Below are 26,864 nucleotides of genomic sequence, written 5' to 3'. Positions count from 1 at the left end.
AACGAAAATTGATCTATGGGATCGTTCTCGCTGGGGGAAATTCACAGAGGTTCGGAAGTGATATTCCAAAGCAGTTCATCGATTTAGCTGGGAAACCTCTTGTACTTTGGAGCGTTTCGACGTTTTCAAGGGTCAGAGATTTCAGAAAGCTCATCGTCGTGTTGCCAGAAAAATGGTTTGAATTCGGAAAAATGACTGTGCTCTCATATCTTCAAGATGAAAGATTGCAGTTTGTTGCGGGCGGTTCCACAAGGACCGATTCACTGGTGAAAGCTCTTGCGTTTGTGAAAGAGAAATACGGTGTGAAAGATGAAGACATAGCAGTGACACACGATGCTGCCAGGCCTTTCGTGAAGAGCGAGCATATCGTGTCGAGCATCAAAATGTGTGAGAACAGCTCGGCCGTAACGCTTGCTTTACCGGTGATCGACACCATTGCGATATGCGAAAGAGACAGAATCGTCAGTCTCACCGATAGAAAACGTACCTTTGCTGTTCAGACACCTCAGACGTTCAAAATAAAAACCTTTCTTGAACTTTTTGAACGACTCACGGAAGAACAAAGATCAGCTTTGACCGATGCAACAGGGGTCTTCGTCGTGAACGATGTGCCCGTATCAATCCTTGAAGGTGATCCGCGGAACATCAAGGTTACAACACAGCTCGATATGGTGATGGCAGAAGCGATCGCCAGATCGCTTTCAGAGTGAAGCGTGGACGAAGCCTCCATCCACTTTCAGCGTCGTACCGGTTATGTAAGAAGCTCGTTCGCTCGCAAGGAAAACGACCGCGGCTGCGATTTCTTCAGGTTTTGCAAAACGTTTCACATCGTTCTCTTCGGCCATCTGTTTTATGACTTCCTCCTCGCTCTTTTGCATCCTGACAGCCGCTTCTTTAATCAAATGCTCCAGCCTCTCGGTCATGGTGTGGCCTGGCGCAACGCAGTTAAAGGTTATGTTGTATCTGGCGTACTCTTTGGACAGAGATTTCATCAATCCTGCTATGGCCATTCTGAGAGAGTTCGAAAGTAGTAGTCTCGGAAGCGGTTCAAATACCGAGACCGACGTTATGGCGATGACTCTGCCCCACTTTCTTTCGATCATATCCGGCAAGAAGGCGTTGATCAGCCTCACAGTACTCATGATCAAAAGATCGAAGGCAAGGTACCAATCTTCATCGCGCAAATCGAAAAAATCACCGACTTTCGGGCCTCCAGAATTGATTATCAACACATCCACCTGACCTACGGCCTTTTTCACCTGCTGTATGTCCTCGGCTTTCGAAAGGTCTGCATCGAAGCCGAAAACCTTCGCAGAGTATTGGACCTCGATCTGTTTGGCGATCTCCTTTGACTGATGACGTGCGACGATGAAAACTGTTGAGCCTTCCTTGGAAAACTCCTCTGCAATGGCTCTACCAATGCCTCGGGTACCACCACAAACCAGCACCCTTTTGCCCGACAACTTGAGATCCATTCGATTCACCCCAAGACTATTTTCTCACATTCCAGACAGACTTCCTGATAACAGACCTCTCATGAAGAGCTTTCCAAGAAAGATGTAGACGATGAGCGTCGGGAGAGCTGTTATTAGCGCTCCAGCCATCTGAACGTTCCACTCGACGAAATAGCTACCGGCCAAATTGTTGAGCGCCACAGTTATCGGCTGGACGGACGGGTTGGGCGTGACGACAAGGCCAAAAAGGAAATCGTTCCAGATCGATGTGAACTGCCAGATCGCCGTCACTGCGAATGCCGGACCAGACAGTGGAAGAATGACTTTAGCGAATATCTTCACAAAACCAGCTCCATCGATCTTTGCTGCTTCGACGATGTCTGTTGGAATGGTGGAATAATAATTCCTGAAAATCAAAGTTGTGATGGGTATTCCATAAACGCAGTGGACGAGAATCAAACCGGGTATACTGCCATAGAGTTTCGTCTTCTGCAGAACTTGCACGAGCGGTATTAGCACGCTTTGATATGGAATGAACATGCCGAAGAGTATGAGAGCAAAAACCAAATTGGCCTTTCTGAACTTCCATTTCGTCAGGACATAACCGTTCATAGAACCGAGCACCGAAGAGATCAGTGTCGCCGGGACGGTCAAATAGATGCTGTTCATGAAGTTTCCCGAAAGACCCCTCAAACCTATCGATCTGTCGCCGTACCATGCTCTTAAGAAACTCCTGAAACTCACTTCCTTCGGCGGAATCCACATCGTGCTCAAACTTATTTCCCTGAAGCTCTTCAAGCTCGTCATGAGAAGGACGTATATGGGCATGAGGTAGAAAGCGACAAAAACGATCAACACCAGATACAGTAATACCCTGCTCGCTTTCATTTTCTAACCTCCGATCTGATGCTGTACACCAGATAGGGGATTATCAGAGCGGCAACACACAAAAGAAGTATCATCGCTATCGCTGCTCCTTGAGAAAAGTAGTTGCCCCTGAAGGTCGTGTCGTACATGAACAGTGCAGGAACATCGCATGAGAAACCTATTCCACTTCCAGTCATGGCAAACACCAGATCGAAAATTTTCAAAGAGATATGACCGAGTATGATGACAGCGCTCAGCGTGACGGGCCTGAGGAGTGGCAGAACGATGTATCGGTACAGCTGAAAGACGTTTGCACCGTCCAATTGGGCCGCCTCGTAGAGTTCGTTGGGGACTGATCTAATGCCAGAAAGATAAAGGGCCATCACGTAGCCCGACATCTGCCAAACCGCAGCAATCACCACAGCCTTGATTCCTATGTTCGGATCGGTGTACCATCCACTTTTCAAGAACCCAAGGCCTATCTTCTCCAATAACCAGTTCAATCCAACGCTCTCCCCACCCGTGCCAGGATTCAGTATCCATCGCCACACGACACCGGTGACGACGAACGACACAGCCATGGGGAACAAATAAACCGTTCTGAAGAAACCCTCGAAGCGAACCTTTCTGTCGAGTAAAATGGCAAGCAACAGCCCTATGCCTATACTCGCGATCAGAAACAAGATCGTGAAAACGAGAGTGTTCTTCATGGATATAGCAAATCGAAAGTGCTGGAAAAGTCTGCTGTAGTTACGAAGACCGACGAAAGTAAAATCCGGGAACACATCCCGCCAGTTCACCATGGAGACCCAGCCTGTCCAACCAATGAATCCGTAGATGAAGATTCCAATCAGGATCAAAGAAGGAAGAATAAAAAGAAGCGCAACGATTCTGTCTGTTTTCACTGTTCACCATCCCTCCAGAAAAGAAGGGTGGGGAGCGAGCCCCCACCCTCACAAATCATCACTGAGGAACACCCTGAGCTTTGGCTATACTGACAAGAGCTTTCTGGGTTGTCTTCACGTCCGGGCGAGCAACGAACAACGAGATGACATCCTTGAATTCGGTGACCCAGCTTTCAGATGCCGCTGCTCCGTGCATAACACTCGGTACGATCTCGTGTTTGAGCCAATCTTCCATCGCGGACCTCTGATACTCTGGGAACAGGTTCTTGTCTATGTCCGTCCTGGCAGGGATGGAACCCTTCTTGATGTTGAACGCGAGCTGTCCTTCTTTGGAACCCAAGACTCTCAGGAAGTTGATCACATTTTCTCTGTTCTTTGCACCCTTTGGCAGGCCGAAACTGTCAGACAGTGCGTCGAATATTCCCTCGTTGCCAGGTGCGAGGACCCAACCAAAATCGTAGAAGTTCTTCGCGTAGAAGTACCCGACCGCCCAGTCACCCATGATGTTCATCGCCGCTTTGCCTTCAACGATCAAAGCACAAGCCTCATCCCACGTTCGAGCAGCGTGGTCGGAGTTCACATATTGAAGCATCCTGGCAAAGGTTTCAAGCGCATCCGTGACCCTTGGATCCGACCATTTGGTCTTGCCGTTCCAGAGTCCCCTGTAACCCTCTGCTCCAAGTTTTCCGATCAGAACTGTTTCGAAAGCGTGCGCTGCTTCCCATCCATCTTTGGTACCAAGGGCCAACGGAATGATGCCGTGGGATTTGAGAACCTCGGCAACTTGGAAGAACTCCTCGAACGTCTTTGGTGGTTTCAGGCCATACTTCTCGAAAATCTTCTTGTTGTACCAGAGCACGTTGGCCCTGTGGATGTTGACTGGCACAGACCAATACTCACCGTTGTAAGACACGATGTCCAAGATGCCCTTGGGCATCACCTTGTCCCATCCTTCTTCTTTGTACAGGAACGTGATTGGTTCCATGAACCCCGTCTTGACCCACGTATCGATGAGCTCGTGTCCCGCATGGACCTGGAACGTGTCGGGTGGATCTCCTCCGAGCATTCTGGTCTTCAGCACTGCTTTTGCCTGCGCGCCTGCGCCACCAGCCACGGTCGCATTGATGATCTCCACACCTGGATACAGTTTGCTGTAAATGTTAAAGAGTTCCTGGAGACCTTCCGCCTCTCCACCTGCAGTCCACCAGCTGAAGATCTCGATCTTAGCCGCGAACACTGTTACAAGCAGGCTCATTGCTACGAGAAGAACCAGCTTACGCCACATAACCACACCTCCCCTTGAGTGTTGTGTGTTTCACCCCGATAGATTTTCAGTGAGTTTGTTTATCGCCATGAGATTGCAGTCGAATCGTACCTTCAATGAAGCCATATTCATCAAACCGCATCCGCTGCTCGATCAATCTCTCCTTCACCAGATCATCGATCATATGTCAAACGACATCACTTACAGGATCTGTCTTTGCGACCAGAACTGTCCTGCTGGATGGTCCATGTTCCAGGAAATACTTGAATCATATGTTCGTTCGAAGTTTTCTTGGCTTTTGAGACGGCGTTTTGATGTTTTTCACCCGATCTTTCTGAGAGACGTGCGTAAATCTTTCTGGAAAAGATAATCCTTTATATAGTGAAGCAGATTTAACCAAATCATGCAACCCTCTTCATACCCAATTCTGGAACGGTAGGGATGAATTTTGCTCTTTTCACTTCATTGTCTGAACTTTTTCGCTTTGTTGCTTCTGATTTCTCACGTTTACTAAGTCTTGTGAAATCTTTTCGATAGCTAATCGAAAGGGAAGGTTCGTAGCATGATAGAATGAACTTGAGAATCTTTCGTTGGAGGGTTTTCTGCATGGACAAGACCGCTTTTGTGGTGGATAGTACTGCTGATTTTCCGACGGATTGGAAGCCACCGCTGGATCTGTACAGGTTGCCGCTGCGTGTAATCGTTGATGGGAAAGAATTCCGTGATGGCGTGGACATTGATGTAGACAAGCTATGCTCACTCATGAAAGAACATCACAACATCTCAACTTCGCTGCCGAGCATGGAGGACATAATCAAGTTGTTCGAAGACATAAAAAGCAAGTACCAACAAATCTTTGTCGTAACGCTTTCACAGAAACTGAGTGGCACCTACAACGCGGTCAAAATGGTCATTGAGAATTTTGGTCTGAGAAACTTTCTCCTCTTCGACTCGAAAGCCGTCAGCGGAAAGATCTTCTACATCGTGGCGAGACTCATGAGAGACGTTTTGAACGGCAAGAGAATCTCTCAGCAAAGCGTTATCGAGTATGGGCGAGACTGTGAGATGTTTTTCTTGCTCGAATCTCTCGAGTATCTCAAAAAAGGAGGAAGGATCGGAAAGTTGTCGCTTTTCCTTGGAAAGTTGTTGCATCTAAAGCCCGTTCTGAAGATAAACAGGGAGGGAGAAGTGTCCAAAGCAAGCCTTGCGATGAGCCAAGAAGACGCCATAGCGAAACTTGTAAACATGGTAACGTCCTTCGTTGAGAAGGTTCCCAACTATGTCCTGTATGGTGGCTACGGTGCGATCCACATGAAAGAAAAGCTTGAGCAGATCCTGTCGAAGTTCAACAGGTGCGACGGTATCGCGAGGGTTGGCGCAACCGTATTGGCACACACGGGTCCGGAAGTGCTCGGCGTTCTCGTGGGCAAAGCGTTTTGAGGTTGGAGAGTGTGATCAGGCTTCCGAGAAACACGTCGCTTCCACGTATCAAGGCGATTGAGATCGTGGCGCTTGTTTGTATGATGATCGAAAGACTGTTCCTCAGGCACCGTTCTCCAAACCTAAGGAACACAAAAATAAGTCTTTGTTCGAGCGCTGGTATATGTTTTGTAGGCGAGATAGCGTCATTGGGTGTCTTTTGTAGTTTTAGCCGTCGAGACGTCGAGTACTCACTCAAGAGAATCTTCTCAGGATGTACTCTTCAAATATGGGATCGATGATTTCGTAGTTTCCACGCGAGAGCTTTTCGACAAATCCAAGCTCGATGAGTTTTTTCACGGTCTTGTTCGCGATGCTCGGATTTGGGATCTCAAACTCTCGGAGTGCCTCAATACTGAAGATATCTTTGTTGGAAGCGATCATGATCAAGACCTTGCGTACGTATTTCTGCCCGAGTACATCGAGTGCCATATCGTAGGTGTGTCTTTCGCGAAATATGAGTTGATTCAGTGCCTCTGTCAAATCCTTTTCCGTCGCTTCCTTCAAGCACGTGTTCCAAAGTTCATAAGCCATGATTTGAACATAGTACGGATGACCTTTGGTGATTTCATAGAATCTTCCGGCAACGCTGGATGAAATACGTTTGCCAGAAGCTTCGAACTTCCTCACCAGGTAATCGGTTACCTCTTCTTTTGGCAGGAAGGAGCTCAGATCAAGTTTGATTCCGCAATGATACATGAGACCTTTTGACTGGAAAAAGAGCTCTTCTATCATGTGTCGCATCGAACCTGAGAACACAAAGATCACATTTGGTGTGGTTTGGAAAAATCCTCTGATCGAGCCTGGGAGTTTTTCAGAAACCGTTCTGTAAGCTTGAAATTCATCGATACAGACGATCAAAGGCGCCATGGGGTCCCCGAGTTTTTCGAGTAATCTATAACTCTCTGACAGAAGTGATTCTTCGTCAATATCTTTTCCAAGAGTGAAGTTCACTCCGTCTGCACCGATCGAAAAGCTCACATGCCTTGAGAGATTCTTTAGATACTCTCTTATGAACTTCACAGGGTCGTTCAATTTGAGCAGCTCGAAAGATTTCGAAATCATCTTTGCGCAAAGATCTCTCAGCGAAATCACGCTCAGAAGATCGAGATAGATGCACTGAAAACCGCTTTCAGCAACGAATTTTTGAAGCAGCCATGTCTTGCCGAATCTCCGCGGTGCAACCACAACAACATTGTTTCCACTTTGAACAGCGCTCAAAAGCTGTGAGTACTCTCTTTCTCTATCTACGAAACAATCTGGATCGTAGTGCCTTCCGAATCTGAAAGGGTTCACAACAACACCTCCCGGAAACATTATACCTCACGGGTATAATAACTTTTGCCCCATTTGGTTAGTAACTTTTTGGTACAAAGGTTGATAGATGAGAACGTCTTTCGCCGCGAGGAACTAAGCACATAAGTAATTAGGAAATCTTTTTCCGAGGGCTCGTATATGCTTCTGTATGGTGAGACGTCAACATATTGCGCAATTTTTACAGTTTTGGATCTGGGGCGGCCCAGTTGTTCGTCAGGATGTGGTTCTTTCAATATTTGACGAGATTCACACAACGCATCTTTGGCTTGAGAATTGTTGACAGAAAATAGTGTTCCGCAACCCCTTCTCCTTCAGGGGAATGGGTAAAAAGCTTGTTCGTTATTAGCATGTGTTATAAATTGTATAGGGCGAAACAATGTCAAGATATATAGTCAGAACTTACAAAGTGCCTGTTCCGAGAGAATTGTATCCTCTGTGTTCTGAGCTGAACAGGCTCGCTGGTCGAATCTACAACAAAACCATGTCGCTGGTCAAGAAAGTAAAAAGCAAGAAAGGTTTCTGGCTTTCACCAGGAGCAGCACAAAAATATATCCTGCGTTGGAGTAGCACCATCGATATCCATACCCATTCCAAACAGGCTATAGTTCAGCAATACTTTCAGGCGCTTAACAGTTACTTTACTGCAGACAGTCTGTTGAAGTTATGTCTGTAGACCTTGGCATAATCCGTCCAATAACTTGCTTTGATGGCTCTGAAGTGATTTCGTATCACGGTGGTATTCTCAACAGTCTAATCAGATATCGCAATAAGAAGCTGGCAGACTTTCAGCGGACGTTAAGCAAATGCAAGAAAGGTTCCAAGAGGTATAGAAAACTGTTGAAAGCAAAGCAGCGAATGCTGAAACGAACAAAACATCAAATAACGGACATACTGCACAAGATAACAAGCAACTTTCTTAAGATGTGTTTACAGAAAGGGTATGGGACTATTGTAATTGGTGATATCACAAATATTCGAGAGCGTGTAGAAGGGAACGATAACTTTAATCAAAAAGTTCATCAGTGGTGTTTCAGAAAGATGGTGGACATGACAACCTACAAAGCACAGCTACTGGGAATTGAAGTGAAACTTGCTTCAGAAGAATATACGAGTCAGGTCTGTCCTGTATGTGGTAGCAAGAATCATGCGGTTGGTCGCAACTATGAGTGTAAAAGTTGTGGATTTAGTTATCACAGGGACGGAGTAGGAGCGATAAACATCTGGCAGAGGTATCTTGGGAAGAAGTTCCAAGTAGTAGCGGGATTGGCACCCGTCAGAGGTGTGAGGTTTAAACCACACCTCTGTGGCCATGGAGTATCAAATGCTCCGTGGAAGGCAGCCTAAGGAGCTGCTAAGAATCCCATCTCCTTCAGGGAATTGGGAGTGTCAAGCAGGTATCTTTCGCTTCTACAAAGTTTAGAACCGTCGTCTTTCCTACACCCGTCTCTCCCGCGACGCCGTAAACACCGTAGCTTTGAAACTCTGCGAACCTGTTGAGAATCTGAATCTCCTTCTCACGATTGACGAGCAAGTTTCTGGTCTCAAGGTCCAAAGGCTTATCCACAAGATGCCTGACCAGATCCTTCAGCGACACGTCGCATCACCTGAGTCGAGTATAACACGAAGGATATTAATCTAACATTCGACACAGTCGACAAGCTCGACACTCTTTGGACAGACTCGACAGTGTATGAACCTTCACTTCGTTTCACTCAATATCTTCTCGATCTGTTCTATTGTGGGGACTCCTTCGAAAACCTTCTTGCCGTTGTACACCCAGGTCGCCCTTCCACCTTTGACCTTGTGCTTCAGCACTTGGAAAGTGAACAGAGGGTTCCTCGGATCCACCGTCTCGACCTCGACGTCTGGATGCTTCTCTCTGATGTACTTCAACACTTCGCTGAGCTTCGCTGGATCGTCGAAGAAAGAAGGAGCCTTGAAATCGTTTATCTCTTTCAGATCCAGCGGGGTGCAACTGACCAAACTTGAAGCCTGTTCCACAAAAACTATCAGACGTTTCTTGAAGCCTTTTTCAGCCACACGCATCCCTCCCAATGTTTTAATGACATCATTTTTTAATATTTTACCACACCTTGAAACAGTGGTACAATCTTTCCAACAAGGGGGGGAAATCCAATGCTAAGGGTGCTGAGCCTTTTCTTCGCTTTTTTCCTCTGCCTCCTGTTCGCCACTCAACTTCAACTCACACACCACGAAGTCTGGTGGCCAGACGGGTTGTGGAACGCCCTGTGGTGTTCTGTCGCGGTGAAGGACAATGCGGGAAACTTCGTGAGAAACCTCAAACTTGAAGATTTCAAGATAACGGAGAAAGCCTACGGGAGGAGCGGAGAACTGCTCGGCGAAATGCTCGTCAAGTTCGATCGGTCCGATTATCAGTTCAAGGGTCGCGGTTTCTGGGAAAAGTCCATCAACTCAGACAAACTCGACATCGCCTTTTTCATCGACGGAACTGGCTCGATGGAAAAGCACATCGATTCGATCAAAGAGCAACTGAGAAATTTTCTGAACAGGTTGATCGAAACGGGCACCGACTTCAGAATCTTCATAAGCATGTACGACACCGAGAACGAGCCAGAATGGACCGTTCCGAACTACGTCACCAGGTTCTTCGGCCCCACCATGCTCGAAGAGATCGAAGAGGCTATAGAGGAGATCGAGACGGAGGGTGAATGGTGGAACCTCACGTGGGGTTACGATGCCTATCTGTGGTCTTTGAACTTGGATTGGCGCGAAGACGCGAGAAAGATTGTCGTAATCATCACGGACGTTTACACAGATTCCGTCTATGGTCCGAACTGGTACTTCGCTTCGGGTTGTGTCACGTCGATGTACGCGGTGGACATGGCGATCAGAGACACGAAGATCCAACTCTACTACTGTCAGCCAGACGAAGAGCACATGGCGAAGACAGAACTTTCGGAGAACTACTCACCGCAGGTGAATATCGCGGTGAAGGAGAACAACTTTGACAAACTCGCTGAGAGGAACCCTTTGGTCAGGAGGCTCTCTTGGCCGTTCAACCAGGAAGAAATCGAACTAAAACAGCTTCCCATCGTCGACTCGAAGTACTACTTCGCCTGGGTGAGCGATTGGAGAAAGTACAGTTTCGTCAGCAGAGTTGAGGTGGAGATAGCTCTTGTTGCAACAAACGAATCTGTTCATTTCGTGTTCTACCCACTTGAAAAACCAGACGGCACGAAGACGAACGTCTGGGCAAAGAATCCCGTCGTCGTTGTGAAAGACGAAAGAGGCCTTTCTCTGTCTTTCAGGCGCAACGTCGCGGTCCATCTTTACAAGGTCATGGGAGATCTTGATAGGATCGCGGAGCGAAAGATAGAGAAGGATGAAAGCGGAGCCGTAAATTTCGGAGGAATCAGACCAGGAAGGTATTATTACATCCTCTACGCGAACTACGGTTCGTATCTTTTACACAGATACCACCATCTGGGTTACACCTCGAGCGGATGGATAGACATCACAGTAGATTCGATCACTCCCAGCGAGATCTTCGCATACACCTACGGCAAAGCCATGGAACTGTACCGCACGAAGGGTTTACTGTACGAACTTGAGAACTCGAAGATCGCAACGGCAGAGATGAAATCGTTCGTGAAAGATGCGTCAAAATGGCTCGAAGAGATAACTCAAGACGGCATAACACTCATGGAGATGGAAACGATCAAGAGATTCTACGTCGGCCTTGGCTCTTTCGTCAACATGATCGGCTACGCGTCCACAACACAAGAAAGAGTGACGCAGGATCTGGAACAGATCGTTCAGAAAGCCACAGACATGGTGAGAAAGGCACGCGAGGTGATCGGGAAACTCGAATCTGCGAAGAATTTGATTTTGAACGTGACGAACATGTTCATAGACGTAGTCACGACCAACTGGAGTGGCATCGCGGCGAACGTGACGATCGAACAACTCATAGATCGATTGGTGAGATACGTTCGAGACGAACTGGTCGACGACACCATGAACACTGTCTACAACAAACTGCTCGAAGTCGTCGCACAACCTGAAAGGATCCTTTCTTTCTTCAAGAGCAACGTCAAAACTTGGGTCAAGCAGATGCTCAGTCCGAGCCAAATAGGCGAAGTCGTGGAAAGTTTCGTGCTCAACGACTTGATCTACCCGCAGTTCACATCCCACTTGGAAGAAGAATTGCATGAGCTTTTGAACACGTCGAAAACTTTTGTGCAAGAGAATTATGAAAAATACTGGGACTTCTACAAGCGCTCCGAGCTGATGAGAAAGAGCTTCGAAGAGATGAGAAAATCTTTGATGGGAAATCTCTTTGACGTTTCCTACAAAGCCTTGACAGACAAAGGACCGATCGACAATTGGCAGAGCGTTCTTTTGGTCTTTCAAGAAACCATACCTTTCGTGATCGATCTTCTGAAGCTATTCGAAGTTCGCTATCCTGAGTTCAGAGAGATCAAAGAAGCGCTGAGCACGCTGTACCAAGCCTTGGACGCCATAGGCACACTGACGAAGACCTACGAAGTGGCGTTGAAGGTCGATTATTTGAACAGAGAATTCCATCAAAGGGTAGGATCAATGAGCGAAGCAGTTTATCAGTTCAAGTGATTCATCTTTTGCCGTGCGTTGGCTCCAAGTGAGCACGTTTTTTGTTGCACTCTTTGGCTACTCTGAATTTGTAATCACATACTATCAGTTCGAGCATATGTTATGATATTTTTAGATGGCCATCTTCACCATTTCTGAAAGCTCTTCGGGCTCCAAGAATTTGAACGAAACGATTCTGCGAGCGCACTCTCAATCAAGCATTGAAACGCGTTCTTGCAGGGTCAAAATTCTGAAAGGAGGTGCTTGTATGAGGAAGTTGTTGGTAGCTTTTCTGGTAACACTCTTAACCTTGGCAATCTTCGCGCAGAAGCTCGGAGGCAGACTGATCATCGCCATGGAGACCGAACCTGTCGGCTTGGATCCCCACCTCGTTACGGCGTTCGCTTCACACAGGGTGCTCGAAAACGTCTACGACGGTCTACTTCGCTACGGTGAGAACCTGCAGTTGATTCCAAACATCGCCGAAGAATTCCAAGTGGTCGATCCCTACACAATCGTCTTTAAGATTCGAGAAGATGTCAAGTTCCACGACGGCACACCTTTGACAGTCGAAGACGTGCTCTTCTCCTTCGAAAGAATACTGAACCCAGACACCAAATCCCCCGCCGCGGCGTTCTACCAAGATGTGGAATCCATCAAAGCGATCGGTGACAACAAGATCGAGTTCAAACTCAAAAAACCCATGGCCAGCGCACTCCTGCCGAACTTCGCAGGTGTGAACAGCTCGATAGTCAGCAAGAAGTTCGTCGAGTCTGGAAAAAATCTTCAACTCGAGACGAACGGAACTGGCCCGTTCTATCTGGCGGAGTACGTTCAGGGCAACTACATCGTTCTGAAGAAGAGCCCGCACTACTTCGTGAAAGACCAACCCTACCTGGACGAGATCAAGATCGTCTTCATGCCCGAGGAAGTTTCAAGAGTGTCAGCGTTGAGGAATGGCGATGTGGACATAGCGAAAATCAATGAACCCCTCAACGTGAGACAGTTTCCCGAGGGTAGGTTCAAAATCTACAGATCCCCCGTGCTCAGCTACTACTTGATAGGCATCAACACCACCAGAAAACCGTTCGACGATCCACGGGTTAGAAACGCTTTGAACTACGCCATCAACAGAGAAGCCATCATAAAGACGGTCGCGTTCGGTGAAGGTGTCGTCACAGGCCCACTGAGCCCGATGGTCCAGCCTTGGGCACTTTTGCCGAAAGACTTCGACGAGTACACTTACAACCCCGCGAAGGCGAAGCAACTCTTGGCGCAGGCAGGATACCCCAACGGCTTTGAATTCGAAATAGTGACCTCTCAGCGCTACAACTTCGACAAGGTCGCCCAGGTGATTCAGGCGCAACTCGCAGAAGTCGGGGTCAGAGCGAAGATCAACCTGGTCGAATGGGGCATATTCATAAAGAGATGGCGCGAGAGCGACTTCGACGCCTTCATCTCCATGAACAGTGGTTCAATCGAGCCAGACATTCAGTTCTACAGGACCTTCCACAGCAAAGGTTCGACCAACGTTTTCCGCTATTCCAACCCACGAGTGGATGAGCTGCTCGAACTCGGTAGGAGTACGGTCGATACCACGAAGAGGAAGGAGATCTACGATGAGCTCCAGAGATTACTCGTCAAGGAATCACCAATCATCTTTTTGTACAGTGCCAATCAGATCTTCGTCAGCAACGCGTCCGTTGAAGGCTTCAAGCTCTTGCCGAACGAGAGTCTCATTTTCTTGAGGGAGACTTACAAGAAATGAGCTTTGCTTATCTTCTGCGTCGCATTCTCACTTCGATACCGACGGTGTTCTTCGTCGTGTTCGTGGTGTTCATCGCGATACACCTCGTCCCTGGTGACGTTGTGGACATGATGCTTGGTACTCAGAATTATTTGACAGAAGAGCAGATAGACCAATTGTACAAACAGTACGGCTTGGACAAACCTTTGATCGTCCAGTTCGGTGTTTGGTTGAAGAACCTCTTCACGCTGAACTTCGGAACGTCTCTGAGAACCGGAAGAAGAGTCATAGACCTCATCCTCGATCGCTTTCCAGTGACGCTGGAGCTCTCCGTTCTGTCCATGTTCTTCGCGACTGTGATCGGCATACCCCTCGGCATCGTCGCCGCGATCAAGAAGAACTCCTTCGTGGATGGTTTGGTGAGAGTGATAGGTTTGATCGGACTGTCGTCCCCATCCTTCTGGGTGGGGGCGATTTTGATTGTTATTTTCTCCGGAACCTTCAAAGGTTTCAACATCTTCGGTTACGTGCAGCTACGTGAAGATTTCTTAAGAAACCTTCAAGTGATGTTTCTGCCCTCCCTCACGCTCGGTCTCATGCTCTCGGCGCAGATCATGAGGATGACCAGATCCTCGATGCTCGACGTACTGCAGCAGGAGTACATAAGAACGGCGAAGGCGAAAGGTGTGAGTTATTCAAGGTTGATAAGCAAACACGCGCTCAAAAACGCGCTCATACCCATCATCACACTCTCTGGAATTCAGCTGGGTTATCTCTTGGCAGGAACGATCGTCATCGAGAACATGTTCGCCCTACCTGGCCTTGGAAGATTGCTCCTTCAAGCGGTGAACGAGAGGGACTATCCAGTGATCCAGTTCGTGGTGATGTTCATTGCCATACTCATAGTCGTGCTCAACATCTTGATCGACTTCGTCTACACCTTGATAGATCCTCGCGTCGAACTGAGGTGAGCGCTCTCGATGAACAGGACGTTGAAGAAGTTCTTGAAAAGACCACTGAACTTGGTATCGCTCTCGTTGATAGTTTTGTTCCTTATCGTCGCCATTCTTCCTTCCACCTTCGCACCGCACAGTCCCTACGCGATGGACTACGACGCGATCCTCGAAGGACCATCTCTGAAGCATCCCTTCGGAACAGACCAGTTCGGCAGGGACATATTCTCAAGGTGCGTCCACGGTCTTCAAAAGAGCGTCGTCATAGCCTTCAGCGCGATCCTGTTCGCATCCTTCGTTGGAACGATCCTCGGACTCACGGCGGGTTACTACGGCGGAATCTGGGACCTGCTCATCATGAGGCTCTGCGATGGTCTGTTCGCCTTCCCATCGTTGATCCTCGCTCTCTTCATCGTGGCCCTCTTCGGCTCCAACCTCGTCAATTTGATAGTTGCCATAGGCGTGGTCTACGTTCCGATCTTCGCCAGGACCGTGCGTGGTGCGGCACTCTCTGTAAAGGAGACTCTCTTCGTGAAGGCGTCCAAAGCGATAGGAAAGAGCGATTTGAAGATAATGCTCACCGACGTGTTGCCCAATCTTTCATCTGTACTCATTGTGACCTTCACCACCAATCTCTCAACCGCCTTCTTGACCGAAGCTTCGCTGGGCTTTCTGGGTTTGAGCGTTCCACCACCCGAGCCGACGCTCGGAGGCCTGGTGAGCCAAGGCACCGCGTTCTTGTTGAGCGCACCGTGGATCTCTCTCTTTCCTGGCTTCGTCATAGCCCTCGTGGTGTTCGCCTTGAACGTGCTCGGCGATGGGCTGAGAGACGTTCTCGATCCGAGGAACAAGTGAGAATGACAGCCCACACGTTTTCGAGACGATCGCGTTTCAAAAACTCCCGTGGTTTTTTCAGTGTCAAAAAACCTGTATAATCTTCGTCGGTGATGGTGGAGGGTGAGCGTTTGAGCTTCTTCGATCCGATCGCGAACGTGTACGATCTTTGGTACGAAAAGCCACTTGGAAGATTCGTCGACGAAATCGAAACACGAGTCGCACTTGAGTTCTTCCACCCAAAGCCTGGCACCTGTGTGCTCGATGCTGGCTGTGGCACGGGCAATTTCAGCATCAAGTTGGCGAAGCTCGGTGTGAAGGTCGTTGGAATAGACATCTCAGAAGAGATGCTGAAGATCGCGAAGGACAAAGCCGATAAACTGGGTCTCGATATAGAGTTCAAAAAGATGAACGTCTACTCTCTGGAATTTCCTTCAGATCACTTCGACGGCGTCTTCTCCATGGCCACGTTCGAATTCATCCACGAGCCCAAAAGAGCCTTCGACGAGATGATGAGAGTTTTGAAACCTTCAGGTTATCTCTTGATCGGCACCATAAACAAAGACAGTCCCTGGGGAGAACTGTACGAACAACAGGCGAAGCAAGATCCAGCCTCTGTGTTCAGACATGCGAGTTTCAAAACTCAAAAAGACCTCGAAGAACTCGATCCAAAGAACTTGGTCAGAATAGCGCAGTGTGTCTTCATCCCACCGAACGCGTCCGAAGAACAGCTCAACTGGGAAGAAGAAAAAAGGCTTTCGAAAACCCAAAGGGGAGGCTTCATCGTCGCGCTGTGGAGAAAACCGAGTTGAGTTGCCAGATGAGTTTTTATCCGCTCGGAACAGAAAGGATCGATGAAACGGTCAACGAGGTTTTGAAGATCATAGAATCGTCTGGTTTGAAACACCAGATCAACCACATGAGCACAACGCTGTGGGGAAGACCATCCCAGATAGCTCAGCTGATCGAAAGAATAATCACATCGATGGACCAAACGAGGTTCGTCCTACAGATCACCATTTCGAACCACTGTGGCTGCACATTTGGTGGTTGGGGAGATGGTGATATAATACAAAACGCAAGCTAAGTTAACAGAAAAATCAACATGAGGGGGCTTTGATACAAGTGTTTCTGGTGTTCTTGAATTTCGTTAGCCTCTTTTTACTCTACAAACTCTTTGAAAGCACAGTTTATTCAATCGTTTTTTCACTTCTCGCAATTCTTTTCCTTTATACTTTCAGAGCTTACGATCTTGAAAATCTGGAAAGTTACACCGAACAACTCATCAGAACTCTTCTGAGCACCGCTACTTCTTTTGTACCGATACTGATCTTCAATGCTCTAATCGACGATCATGTACCAAAGCATGCATTCTTATTGAATCTGATGATAAACACATTAGTCCTACCGATCTTGAATGTATCCTTTTACAGGCTCACGCGGAAGGACAAGCCGATCACGTACCTCGTCGTCGGAAAGAGAGAAGATTTTGAGGGTTTCCTCCAAGTGATCGAAAAAGAAACGAACCACAGATACATCTTCGCTGAGTATGTCAACCCATCTGTCGATCTGTTGTCACAGAAAGCGAAGTATTACGACGCCGTACTCGTCGCAGACCAGCGGCTCTCTGATGTCGTTAAAAAGGCGTCTTTGAAAAACATCGAGTACCTTCCCACCTTCGTTGAGAAGGTCCTTCAGAGAATACCCGTGGAGATCGTGCAACGCTATAGAGAGTTTTACGAACTCAGCCTTCAAACTGTTAAAACTCGTTCTCCGGCGAAGAGGGTCATCGACGTCGTCGTTTCTATCGTTGCGCTCGTTCTGACTTCACCCATCATGTTGATCATAGCCTTGTGTATTCTAATCGAAGATGGTCGACCTATCATCTTCAAACAACGAAGAATTGGAAAAGATGGGAAACCCTTCACGGTCTACAAATTCAGAACGATGAGAAATTCTCAAACAAGTCAAGCGAAGTATGCAACGCACGAACAGGACAGAATCTTGAAAATAGGCCACATCATCCGCCCGTACCGGCTCGACGAACTACCGCAGTTCATCAACGTTTTGAAGGGAGACATGAGCGTCGTTGGTCCAAGACCAGAGTGGATCGACCTTGCAAACGAATATAGTCAAAAGATTCCGTACTATGACTTCAGGCACATCGTCAAACCAGGCATAACGGGTTGGGCACAGATAAAGTACAAATACTCGTCCTCGGTTGAAGAGGCAAAAGAAAAGCTTTCATACGATTTGTACTATGTCAAAAACCGAACGATCTTTCTGGATCTGAAGATAATGTTGCACACCCTCGAAGCGATCATCTTCCGAAGGGGCGCCAAATGACACGCTGTATAATTTGATTGTGCTGGGAGGAATGACGATGAGACGCTCGTTGCTGATACTCGCGCTTTTGGTCTGTGTTCTGTCTTTCTCCTACACCGTTCGGGTGGGTGACACGATCGCCATAGAGGTGTTTCAGCAACCTTCTTTCAGTCGCACGGTCAAGGTCGCCTTCGACGGGACCATTCCCTATCCCTACCTCGGCAACGTCAGAGTGGCCGGGCTAACGGTCGATCAAATAAAGGAGATGATCGAACAGATCGTCGGGAGGTTCATAAGAGAACCGGAAGTGACGGTCTACGTCCTCGAGTACGCTCCAATGTATGTCTACCTTCAAGGAGCTCTGAACCGTGCGATCGACATTTCCAACCATCCAGATCTCACGCTCACGAAACTTTTCTCCTTACTGAATCTAACATTGGACTCCGGCATTGACTTCGAGAATGTCCAGTTGGTGAGGGACGCGAAGGTTCAAAGGTTCAACGTTCTTTCGTTCTTCTTCGAAGGCAAGATCGAAAACGATGTACTCTTGAAAGAAGGCGACAAGATACACCTGCCACCTCTCAAGTACGAAAAGACCGTTCAAGTTGCTGGTGCTCACAGTCTCATCGAGAAGTACGTTCCTGGATTGACCTTGAGAACACTACTTTTGAAGCTCGACGCGCTCGATGAGGAAAAAGCAGTCATCGAGAGCGCTCAACTTTCGATCGACGGCGAAACGAGAACGATCGATCTGAGAAAGGTCCTCGATGGTTCCTTCGATGTCCCCTTGAAACCTGGCGCCTTCCTCTACATACCCAAAAGGCAAGAAAGGTACGTCTACGTGGTTGGTTTCGTTCCTGAACCAGGTTTGAAGACCTTCACCTCACAGGAAAGACAAACCCTCGCGCTCGCTCTGGCCAAAGCCGGTGGTATCTCGAAAGACGATGAGAAATGGGTTGAAAAGATCTTGATCAAAATGCCAGATGGGACCGTCCAAGAGCTGCCGTCTTCCGTTCTTGCAAAGGCGCACGAAATCGAGGTGCCGAACCGCTCGATCGTCGAGATCGTGAAACATCCAGAGTTCTACGTCTACATCCAGGGTGCGGTCAACAGGAAAGGCAGGATAGACTTCGAACCGGGCGAGAAGAGAACTTTGAAGACCTTGATCGACAAAGTCGGACTCGAGAATCCCAATGTTGAATGGGAAGGAAAGATCAGGATCAACAACACGCTCGAGATCGATCTGAAAGACGTCGTTCATGGAGACAAAGACATCGCGTTGTCACTCGGCGACTCGATTTTGGTAAGCTACGAACCTTTCATCGTTAACGTCGTTGGGGCGCAGACTGGAGTTCTTCAACTGAACCACTACGAACCCAAGACGCTGAACTATGTGGTGAAAAGATTGTCAGTTCAGCCCGAGTCGATCGAAAGCGTTCTGTTGATAAGAGGAAAAATCACATCGACCCACGATCCTTCTCAACTGGTAAAAGACCAGATCGAAGTGCCCCTACAACGATTCGACACCGTCTTGGTCAAAGAACTCGGTGCGAATGCGGTGTATTTGATCGGAGACGTGTCATCCTACGTGGAATTCAAACTCAACGAACCCATAACGCTTCAAAGAGTCCTCGCCAAGGTTGGTTTGAACGATCTGAGGAGAATAGAGAAGATCATCCTGGACGAAAAGCCGCTCGATCACTCCCAGGACCTTCCAATCGAAAGGGGAACCATACTGAAAGTCGAGCTCAAAAAGCCCATCCAGGTGACCGCCATGGGTTATCTGAAGAACACCGGAAGAGTTGAGTTTAACTATCACGAAACAGCTGATCTGAAAACGCTCTTTGCCAAACTGGGCGGTCTCATCATTGGTCCAGAACTTCACTACGTGTCTGACAAGATCTTCATCATGCGCGACAACACCATCGTAGCCCAGTACGACGCTCAGAAAGTCTTCATGGGTGTGGAAAATGCGATGCTTGAAGACAACGATTTCGTCTACGTGACCGTTAAAGAACCAAACCAAGTCTACGTCTTTGGAAAAGGTGTACCAAACGGCTTGGTGAAGTTCACTCATGCCGAGGAGTTCGACTTGAGAACACTCGTGGGAAAGATCGGAGGTATAAAAGAAGGCATCAGCAGGAAGATAACCATCGTCACCGAGAAAAGTGTTGAAACCTTTGTTTGGGACGAGTACGCCAACAGGGCCTTGACCAACAACAGCATAATCTTGTTCGACGTTGACAGAGAAAACTACGTCTATCTCATCAAAGCCGATGGAACACCAGACATGGTCTACATCGACCAGAACACCACGCTCTACGAAGTTTTGATGAAAGCCGGCGTCGACAAGAACTACAGAAAAATCGAGCTCACGAGGGGAATCGAAAAGTACTCCCTCGAACTGAAAGATCTCGCCCAGGCCAGATCTTACGTTGTGAAAGCCGGCGACGTGGTCAAGATACTCGACGTTCCGCAGAACTTCGCGTACGTGCTGGGAGAGGTGAACAAACCAGGAATAATCAAATTGACCGAGGGAACGACTGTGCTTCAAGCGATCATTCAATCTGGCTATTTCACCAACAAGGCCGCAGCTTCGAGCGTGTGGCTCTACAAGGGTGGTATCGATGGTAAACCTATCCGTGTCAACTTGGCAGGTGCGATCGGTGGTGGTAGAATTGAATACGATCCGATCCTCGAGAACGGTGACATAGTCTTCGTGCCTTCCGACATCTTCAAGACCGCGCTCGAGTGGATCCCAGTGATAAACAATCTCATCGTCTTCTACAACAACATCTCTGAGCTGTTCAAGTGATCTTTAGGGGAGGAAGTTCGTGTGGAGAAGTATCACGACGAAGAAATAACCTTGAGTGATATTCTTCGAATCCTCAAACGCAGAAAAAACTGGATCATTGGAATAACTTTTCTCACCATCTGTGTGACATTCGTCTATCTCCTTTACTTCGCAAAACCTGTTTATGAAATAACGGCAGTTATTAAATTGCCAAGAGGTGCATCATCGCAGATCGCTCTGTCTCCTCAACTTAGTTTCCTTGGCGTGAGCCAATCTCCCGCATTAACAGAACAAATGGAGATCATGAAGAGCAGAAGGGTTTTGATAAGCGTGGTCAACGATCTTAAACTTACCGAGTATTTTTCAAAGAAGAGCAAAGACGAAGTTTCCCAAGAGAGCGTTGTTTCGGCCCTTCTGAAAAACGTCGTGAACGTGTCTTCGGTCAAAGATACATCGCTCATCAAGCTGACCGTTTCTTTGGATGATAGGGAAATGGCCTACAAGATCGCTCGATCCATCATCGACAACTACATAAGGGTGGCGAGGGAGCTTAACAAAGACGAAAATACTTACCTCCTTGAATTTGTGGAAAGACAGCTCCCAACTGTTGAGAGAGAACTCACAGAGATCGAGAACAAGCTGTTGAACTTCCAAAAGACGAAATCCATCTTGCCCTCGGAAGAACTCAACGCGCTGATTCGAAAATTCTACGATCTGGACGGCAAGATAGTCGAAGCACAACTGAATTATCAAAATCTGCAGTCGCAGCTGAGCGTACTCAAACAAAACATCTCTCAACTGAAGGGCATGATCAAGATCTTGGAGTACGTTCCTGACAGCGCGAAGTTGCAAGAACTTCGAAAGCGTTTGCTCGATTTACAAATACGCTACAACACGCTCGAACTTCAATACACGGAGAATTCACCCGAGATGAGACAAATCGAACAGCAAATCAGCGTCGTTCAGCAGATGATCAACGAAGAAATATCACGTATCCTATCGTCTCAGTTCGAAACGGAAGATCCCATCCTCAGAGGTTACTATCTGCAACTGATAAACCTCCAAACCAACTTGGAGGTGTCTAAATCCCATATCTCGTCTCTGGAACAAGTGAGAATCCAGTTGGAGAAAGAACTGCAAAAATTTCCAGATCTACAGAGAGAGTACGCCACACTCTTGAGAGACTACAACCTCAAGCAGCAAACCTACACTCTTCTCAGATCAAGGAGAGAAGAGCTCAGACTCTCAACCGCAGGTATGTCGTTCAACGTGCCGATCGTGCTGGACGAACCTTATTTACCTGAAAGACCCGCCAAACCCAACAGGAGACTCATCTTGGCCGTCGCTTTCGTGCTCGGCGTTTTCCTCGGTGTGTTGATCGCCTTTCTCAGGGAAGCTTTTGATCAAAAGATTAGAGACGAATACGACGTTCTGAAAACAATTGGTGAAGAGCCAATCCTGTATCAACCTTCGAAAGATGGGAAGAAAGATTTGGAAGCGTTGAAACACATCGTCGTTCAAACTCTGAATTCAACCGGAGCCGAACCCTCACACGTACACCTATTGGTTTCCTCGACGAACAGTTCTTGGAAGATCCCGATAATCGAAGGAATGATAGAACTTTTATCGAAGAGTGGCAAAAAAACTGTGCTCGTCAATCTGGACGGCAACTCGAGCCTTCCACCTATTCCGAAAGAAGCCAAAGTTTTGTCCTTCGATGGTGAACCGCTTTCATTCTCTGATGAAGGTCTCAAAAAGATCTTGAAAGATGTCTCTCACGAAAACACCGTGGTGATCCTGTCGGCCCCAACTTTCACGAGCGCGGAAACAAAAGTACTCTCCTACGATGCGAATCAAACTGTATTGGTTTTGAAAGCCAACGACTCGAAGAGATCTGACCTTCTGTACGCTATGAAGAACTTGAAGAACCCAAAGTTCATTCTTGTGAGGGAAAAATCCAAGAAGAACTTGTGAATCAGCGGTGATTTGAATGAACAAGAAGAGAGTTCTTCAAATCATAACCCGTTCTGATTGGACTGGTGCACAAAAGGTTTTGTACAGTTTGGTCTACGGGTTGAAACAGTTTCATCCCGATGAATTCGAGGTTGAAGTTGCCTGCGGTCCACACAACGGGATGTTGATACCAGAGCTTGAGAAGTTGAACGTGAAAGTGCACGTCGTGAAAGACTTGGTCCGCGAGATAGACCCATGGAAGGATCTGAAAGCATATTTTCAGCTGAAGCAATTGATAAGACAAGGAAAATACGACGTGGTTCACTTGCATTCCTCCAAAGCCGGTTTTCTTGGAAGGATAGCAGCGAAAAGATGCAAAGTTCCAATGGTTGTCTACACGGTGCACGGTTGGTGGCCAATAGAACAATACAAAGGTCTGAAGCGCAGATTCTTCATTCTTCTGGAAAGGTTCGCTGCCAAGCACTCCGACAAGATAGTGTTTCTTTGTCAAAGAGATCTTCAGAAGGCCAAAGGATGGAAAATAGGAAAAGACCATCAATACGTTGTTATACCCAATGCGATAATTCCAGAAGCACCCGCACAAAAAGGCGCCTTGAGAAAAGAGCTTGGCATACCTGAAAGCGTGAAAATCGTTGGCAACGTTGCAAGACTCGACCCACCGAAGAATCCCATCAGGTTTTTGGAAGTCGCAAAGTCTGTGCTTCGAGAAAGAAGCGATGTTGTGTTCGTTTGGATAGGCGCGAGCGTGGTCGATGATGTCTACGGTGAGAAGGTGCGAAGGTGGCTCAAAGAGAACCCGCAGGTGAAAGAAAAAGTTCACTTTTTACCCTTCAGAAAGGACGCGGTGAAGTTGATGGCGGACTTCGACGTCTTGCTCTTGACATCTGACGCAGAAGGAATGCCCTTGGTGGTGTTGGAAGCGCTCAATCAGGGCGTGCCGGTCGTGAGCACGGACGTAGGGTGTGTGGGAGAGATGATTGGTGACGAACTGGTTGCTAAGGGACAGGACGACTTGTCATTGATTTTGCTGAACGCCTTACGTTTCGAGAAGAATACAAGGTCAGCATTCAAGAAGGACTATCAGATTTTCGTGAGTGCCTACAAGGCATTGTACACAAGGGTGTGAAACAAAGTGTTGAAGGAAGTATCAGTCGATATCACCAACAGTCGCGAGGTAATTCGGTATCGTAATTACGTTGTTTTTATGTGCATATATGTCTTTCTGTCTGGCTTTGTTTTCGTCGAGCCATCACCAGCGGAAATCTGGTTCACTGTGGCATTGCCGTTCTTGATATTAGGTCTCAAGACGAACAGATCGATCATCTTTGCCTTCAGTGCCCTTTTTTTGCCAATGCTGTTATCTGCCTTCATCGGTTTGATCTCTTTCGGTGTCTTAAATTTTAGGTTCGTCATCATAGACACTTATCTGTTCGTGTTTTTCTTTGTACTCGCATCTTACGCTAAATCCTTGACCAAGAACCCTTATCAAGAGAGGTTCTTAGATCGATTGATGATTCCATGGTCTTTGGCGGGTGCAGTGAACATAATCGTGGGCGGTTTTGGCTACTTGACAGGCAGAACGATGTTCTACGGTGCATGGATTTTGAAATATGGTAGACTGACCGGTTTCTTCAAGGATCCGAACGTCTTGGGACCGTTTTTGGTACCAGTATCGGCTTACTTCCTAATGCGATTCTTGAAAGGTCGAGGAAATGAATTTCTGAATCTTGCTTTTTTTCTATTCTTCAGTTTTGGGGTTCTGCTGACCTTTTCGAGAGCAGCGTGGCTGAACTACGCAGTGACAATCGTCTTGTTGGTTGGAACAGCTTTTTTAAACCGTGGCACGTGCTTAAAAGCCCTCGGTTTCTTTGTCATCGCAGCATTGATCTTCTTCGTGTTTTGGTATTATTTTGCGGATAAAGTCAATTTGCTCGGCGTAAGCCTTAAGGACTTTACTTTAGGTCGCCTTCGTTTTCAGAGTTACGATGTGGCACGTTTTGAAGCTCAACGCATGTTCATCGACATCCTAAGTTCCGCGAACGCTTTCTTCGGCATCGGTCCTGGCAACTACGAGCTTTACTCGCGAATGGCTACGCACTCTTTGTATGCCCGATACATAGGGGAGAGAGGACTGTTTGGTTTCTGTCTTTTTGTAATGTTCTGGGTTATAGTACTGAAGAAACTTTTCAAATCCCGCAGCAGAGGTTTTCTAATCCCAGTCCTTTTTGGGCAGTTAATAAATTCTTTGTTCATAGACAGTCTTCACTGGAGACATTTGTGGTTGTTGATCGAGCTTGCGTTTCTGGGTTGAGAAAAAGATCGATAAGTGTTGTGGGAGTTGGAGAGGGGAAAGACTCGTGAAGATAGTGATCGTTTCACCATATTCACCGAGATGGAATAACATAGCGTCCGTGAGATGGGAAAAGTTTGCCAAGTATTTGTCCGTAGGTCATTCGGTCTATTTCATAACAAGTTGCTTTCCAAGCAAACAGAGTTTCAGAAGCTTCGATTTGGGTCAAACCAAGTTGGTGGAGATCCCGTTGAAATACTTCAAGTACGATCCACACGTTGTGGTCAATAGTAAGTTTGCGAAAAAACAAACCATGTTCTCAAAACTACTTCGAATAATAAAACGTGAGATCAGGCCTGTCTTAGAAAAGTTTCTACCAGTATCATCTGGAGGTATGCTCCTTCATGATTATCAAGCTTATGTTACTGAACTGAGTAAGATTATCAGTGACCATGAAAGAACGGTCTTGATAACCACTTATGATCCTTGGTTTTCATTGAAGCTGGGTAAGTTATTTAAGAAACGGTTCCCCAAAACTGTCGTTTGGCTGGCTGACTTTAGAGACCCTTCGTTCAACTTACACGAATCTGTTTTGACGAAATTACCGGTTTTTGCTTACGCAACTAGACGAATCTTAGCCATGGCCGATGTAGTACTCGTTGTCTCAAAAAAGATGGTCGAAGATTATAAAAGGCTTTGTGGTGACAAGGTTTTCTTTTTGCCAAACGGTTATGATGGAGAGTTGTTTTTAGGAGAATGTTCAGATGATACACGTGAGAATTTCGAAATAGCTTACACTGGAAGTTTTCACCCTGGGACACGTGAACTTAGCTCGTTTATTTTGGCTCTCTCGAGGATCAAGGAGGAGAAAAGAGATATTTACTCCAAGCTCAAATTCATCTACGCTGGTAAGGACTATGAATACGTTCAGAGTTTATTTGACAAATTCTCCATGCTCGACATCTTAGAGAATCGTGGTTTTGTTTCAAGGGACGAGGCTTTGAGGTTGCAAGCTCAGGCTGATCTGCTTTTGCTGATCGTTTACACCGGTGAAGATCCACAAGAGGGTAGATCCATAAGGACTGGAAAAGTGTACGAGTATCTTGCTACGGGCAGACCCATATTGGTAATAGCTCCCAGGGACTGGGAAATGCGTGAAGAGATTGAATGCGATGGGATTTCGAAGGTGTTTGAGAAATCACAAACCGAAATGATGGCAGACTATATTGAACAGTTGTTTAGAAAGAGAAGTCCTGTGGATCGGAAAAGCCGCGAACAAGTTATTCAATCGTACCTCTACGAAAGCCTATCGAAAAAGCTTGAAGGAATAATAGAAAAAATAACGCTCGATGAATCAAGTGGAAAGAATGCTTAGGACTTGAGAATCCTGATTCTCACAAATCTGTTCCCCTTCGTGAATCAATTGTCAAGTGTTATATTCACAACTAAAAGACTCAAGCGACAAAGCTTGGCACTGACTACACAGCGGCACCAGTTTGGTTCCAAGACGATTTATTCGTGCGACTCGCAAGATATTTGCTCAGGAAAAGCTCATTCACTCCAGCCACGAACTTTAGCGGTGTTGATTATTCGCTCTTGAAATGTGGAAAAACGACCAGTTAGCTTCTGTGGGAAGTATTGAAAAGAATAAGCAAAGCTTTTGACGAGCGTACGATTTCAATCTACGCTCAATGCTTCGCCAGATGTGCCGAGAAAGGCTTTGATCTTTCCAAATTCAATTTGATCCACGCCCATGGGATGTACACACCATGAGCAGATTTACTTGTGCAGATTCTACTCAAAAGTATTCAAAACCGTACGTCTTGACAGTGCACGGAAGCGATGTCAATATCCTAAAAAAGAGAGAAGATCTATTTGAAAGTTTTCGAATTGGCTCAAGTAGTGATTTTTGTCAGCGATGAGCTTCTTGAGAAAGCAAAATCTTTCGGTTATTCAGCTAAAATGTGTTTGTGATTCCGAACGGGGAACGATCAACAGACTTTTAGACCACTCGACAAAGACCGAGTGAGAAAACAACTCGGTATACACGGCGAAGGCTACAAATAGG

At 47.0% G+C, this 26,864-nt stretch carries 21 protein-coding genes and 1 pseudogene; 15 read left to right on the top strand and 7 right to left on the bottom strand.

Annotation, left to right across the window (positions count from 1 at the left end; all coding sequences use genetic code 11):
- Positions 1 to 8 precede the first annotated feature (8 nt).
- The gene (locus tag AJ81_RS08795; RefSeq protein ID WP_031505307.1) at positions 9 to 710 is read left to right on the top strand and encodes an IspD/TarI family cytidylyltransferase; all 702 of its coding nucleotides are present in this window, start codon (positions 9 to 11) and stop codon (positions 708 to 710) included.
- On the opposite strand, the gene AJ81_RS08790 is transcribed toward AJ81_RS08795, so the two are convergent.
- The 4 genes from AJ81_RS08790 to AJ81_RS08775 are packed head-to-tail and all read right to left on the bottom strand — an operon-like array spanning position 702 to position 4,511.
- The gene (locus AJ81_RS08790; RefSeq protein ID WP_031505306.1) at positions 702 to 1,475 is read right to left on the bottom strand and encodes an SDR family oxidoreductase; all 774 of its coding nucleotides are present in this window, start codon (positions 1,473 to 1,475) and stop codon (positions 702 to 704) included. The genes AJ81_RS08795 and AJ81_RS08790 overlap by 9 nt on opposite strands.
- Positions 1,476 to 1,499: 24 nt before the next feature.
- Complete coding sequence (locus AJ81_RS08785) at positions 1,500 to 2,342, bottom strand: carbohydrate ABC transporter permease (protein WP_031505304.1); 843 nt, start codon at positions 2,340 to 2,342, stop codon at positions 1,500 to 1,502.
- Positions 2,339 to 3,226: a carbohydrate ABC transporter permease gene (locus tag AJ81_RS08780; RefSeq protein ID WP_031505302.1), complete on the bottom strand. Its 888-nt coding sequence runs from the start codon at positions 3,224 to 3,226 to the stop codon at positions 2,339 to 2,341. The genes AJ81_RS08785 and AJ81_RS08780 overlap by 4 nt, the downstream gene beginning before the upstream one ends.
- A gap of 58 nt (positions 3,227 to 3,284) precedes the next feature.
- Positions 3,285 to 4,511 (bottom strand): ABC transporter substrate-binding protein, encoded by a 1,227-nt coding sequence (locus AJ81_RS08775; RefSeq protein ID WP_031505300.1) that lies wholly within the window; start codon positions 4,509 to 4,511, stop codon positions 3,285 to 3,287.
- A gap of 585 nt (positions 4,512 to 5,096) precedes the next feature.
- On the opposite strand from AJ81_RS08775, the gene AJ81_RS08765 reads away from it, so the two are divergent.
- Positions 5,097 to 5,930, top strand: a complete 834-nt coding sequence (locus tag AJ81_RS08765; RefSeq protein WP_031505296.1) for a DegV family protein — start codon at positions 5,097 to 5,099, stop codon at positions 5,928 to 5,930.
- Between the two features lie 234 nt (positions 5,931 to 6,164).
- Here AJ81_RS08765 and AJ81_RS08760 read toward each other — a convergent pair whose 3' ends face one another.
- A complete protein-coding gene (locus AJ81_RS08760; RefSeq protein ID WP_031505294.1) occupies positions 6,165 to 7,265 on the bottom strand; it encodes an AAA family ATPase in 1,101 nt (366 codons plus the stop codon).
- A gap of 397 nt (positions 7,266 to 7,662) precedes the next feature.
- Here AJ81_RS08760 and AJ81_RS08755 point away from each other — a divergent pair.
- Positions 7,663 to 8,630 (top strand): annotated as a pseudogene (locus AJ81_RS08755) (RNA-guided endonuclease InsQ/TnpB family protein).
- 25 nt (positions 8,631 to 8,655) lie between these two features.
- Here the strand turns inward: AJ81_RS08755 and AJ81_RS08750 are convergent.
- A complete protein-coding gene (locus AJ81_RS08750) occupies positions 8,656 to 8,880 on the bottom strand; it encodes a hypothetical protein (protein ID WP_031502277.1) in 225 nt (74 codons plus the stop codon).
- 104 nt (positions 8,881 to 8,984) lie between these two features.
- Positions 8,985 to 9,326 (bottom strand): hypothetical protein, encoded by a 342-nt coding sequence (locus AJ81_RS08745; protein ID WP_197536862.1) that lies wholly within the window; start codon positions 9,324 to 9,326, stop codon positions 8,985 to 8,987.
- Between the two features lie 96 nt (positions 9,327 to 9,422).
- Here AJ81_RS08745 and AJ81_RS08740 point away from each other — a divergent pair, with 96 nt between their 5' ends.
- The 12 genes from AJ81_RS08740 to AJ81_RS08685 all read left to right on the top strand — a co-directional run bounded on the left by AJ81_RS08740 (position 9,423) and on the right by AJ81_RS08685 (position 26,171).
- Positions 9,423 to 11,900, top strand: coding sequence for a vWA domain-containing protein (locus AJ81_RS08740; RefSeq protein WP_031502281.1), 2,478 nt, complete (start codon positions 9,423 to 9,425; stop codon positions 11,898 to 11,900).
- 247 nt (positions 11,901 to 12,147) lie between these two features.
- Positions 12,148 to 13,647, top strand: a complete 1,500-nt coding sequence (locus tag AJ81_RS08735) for an ABC transporter substrate-binding protein (protein ID WP_031502283.1) — start codon at positions 12,148 to 12,150, stop codon at positions 13,645 to 13,647.
- On the top strand, positions 13,644 to 14,597 hold the full coding sequence (locus tag AJ81_RS08730; RefSeq protein ID WP_031502285.1) for an ABC transporter permease: 954 nt from the start codon (positions 13,644 to 13,646) through the stop codon (positions 14,595 to 14,597). Before AJ81_RS08735 ends, AJ81_RS08730 begins: the two co-directional genes overlap by 4 nt.
- A 9-nt stretch (positions 14,598 to 14,606) precedes the next feature.
- A complete protein-coding gene (locus AJ81_RS08725; protein WP_031502287.1) occupies positions 14,607 to 15,434 on the top strand; it encodes an ABC transporter permease in 828 nt (275 codons plus the stop codon).
- Between the two features lie 110 nt (positions 15,435 to 15,544).
- Positions 15,545 to 16,225 carry a class I SAM-dependent methyltransferase gene (locus AJ81_RS08720; RefSeq protein WP_051368779.1) on the top strand — a complete coding sequence of 227 codons (681 nt, stop codon included), beginning with the start codon at positions 15,545 to 15,547 and terminating at the stop codon, positions 16,223 to 16,225.
- Positions 16,222 to 16,500 carry a YkoF family thiamine/hydroxymethylpyrimidine-binding protein gene (locus tag AJ81_RS08715; protein WP_144316868.1) on the top strand — a complete coding sequence of 93 codons (279 nt, stop codon included), beginning with the start codon at positions 16,222 to 16,224 and terminating at the stop codon, positions 16,498 to 16,500. Before AJ81_RS08720 ends, AJ81_RS08715 begins: the two co-directional genes overlap by 4 nt.
- 38 nt (positions 16,501 to 16,538) lie before the next feature.
- Positions 16,539 to 17,759: a sugar transferase gene (locus AJ81_RS08710; RefSeq protein ID WP_051368976.1), complete on the top strand. Its 1,221-nt coding sequence runs from the start codon at positions 16,539 to 16,541 to the stop codon at positions 17,757 to 17,759.
- A gap of 37 nt (positions 17,760 to 17,796) precedes the next feature.
- Positions 17,797 to 20,553, top strand: coding sequence for a polysaccharide biosynthesis/export family protein (locus AJ81_RS08705; RefSeq protein ID WP_031502292.1), 2,757 nt, complete (start codon positions 17,797 to 17,799; stop codon positions 20,551 to 20,553).
- A 21-nt stretch (positions 20,554 to 20,574) separates the two neighbouring features.
- Positions 20,575 to 22,506, top strand: a complete 1,932-nt coding sequence (locus AJ81_RS08700; protein WP_051368780.1) for a GumC family protein — start codon at positions 20,575 to 20,577, stop codon at positions 22,504 to 22,506.
- Positions 22,507 to 22,522: 16 nt separating this feature from the next.
- Positions 22,523 to 23,632 carry a glycosyltransferase gene (locus tag AJ81_RS08695; protein WP_038059530.1) on the top strand — a complete coding sequence of 370 codons (1,110 nt, stop codon included), beginning with the start codon at positions 22,523 to 22,525 and terminating at the stop codon, positions 23,630 to 23,632.
- Between the two features lie 6 nt (positions 23,633 to 23,638).
- Complete coding sequence (locus AJ81_RS08690) at positions 23,639 to 24,817, top strand: O-antigen ligase family protein (protein WP_144316869.1); 1,179 nt, start codon at positions 23,639 to 23,641, stop codon at positions 24,815 to 24,817.
- Positions 24,818 to 24,863: 46 nt separating this feature from the next.
- Positions 24,864 to 26,171 (top strand): glycosyltransferase family protein, encoded by a 1,308-nt coding sequence (locus AJ81_RS08685; RefSeq protein ID WP_031502298.1) that lies wholly within the window; start codon positions 24,864 to 24,866, stop codon positions 26,169 to 26,171.
- Positions 26,172 to 26,864: the final 693 nt, after the last annotated feature.

The organism is Pseudothermotoga hypogea DSM 11164 = NBRC 106472 (genome assembly GCF_000816145.1).
In the GTDB taxonomy this organism is placed as follows: domain Bacteria; phylum Thermotogota; class Thermotogae; order Thermotogales; family DSM-5069; genus Pseudothermotoga_A; species Pseudothermotoga_A hypogea.
This window is presented reverse-complemented; position numbering and strand designations above follow the sequence as displayed.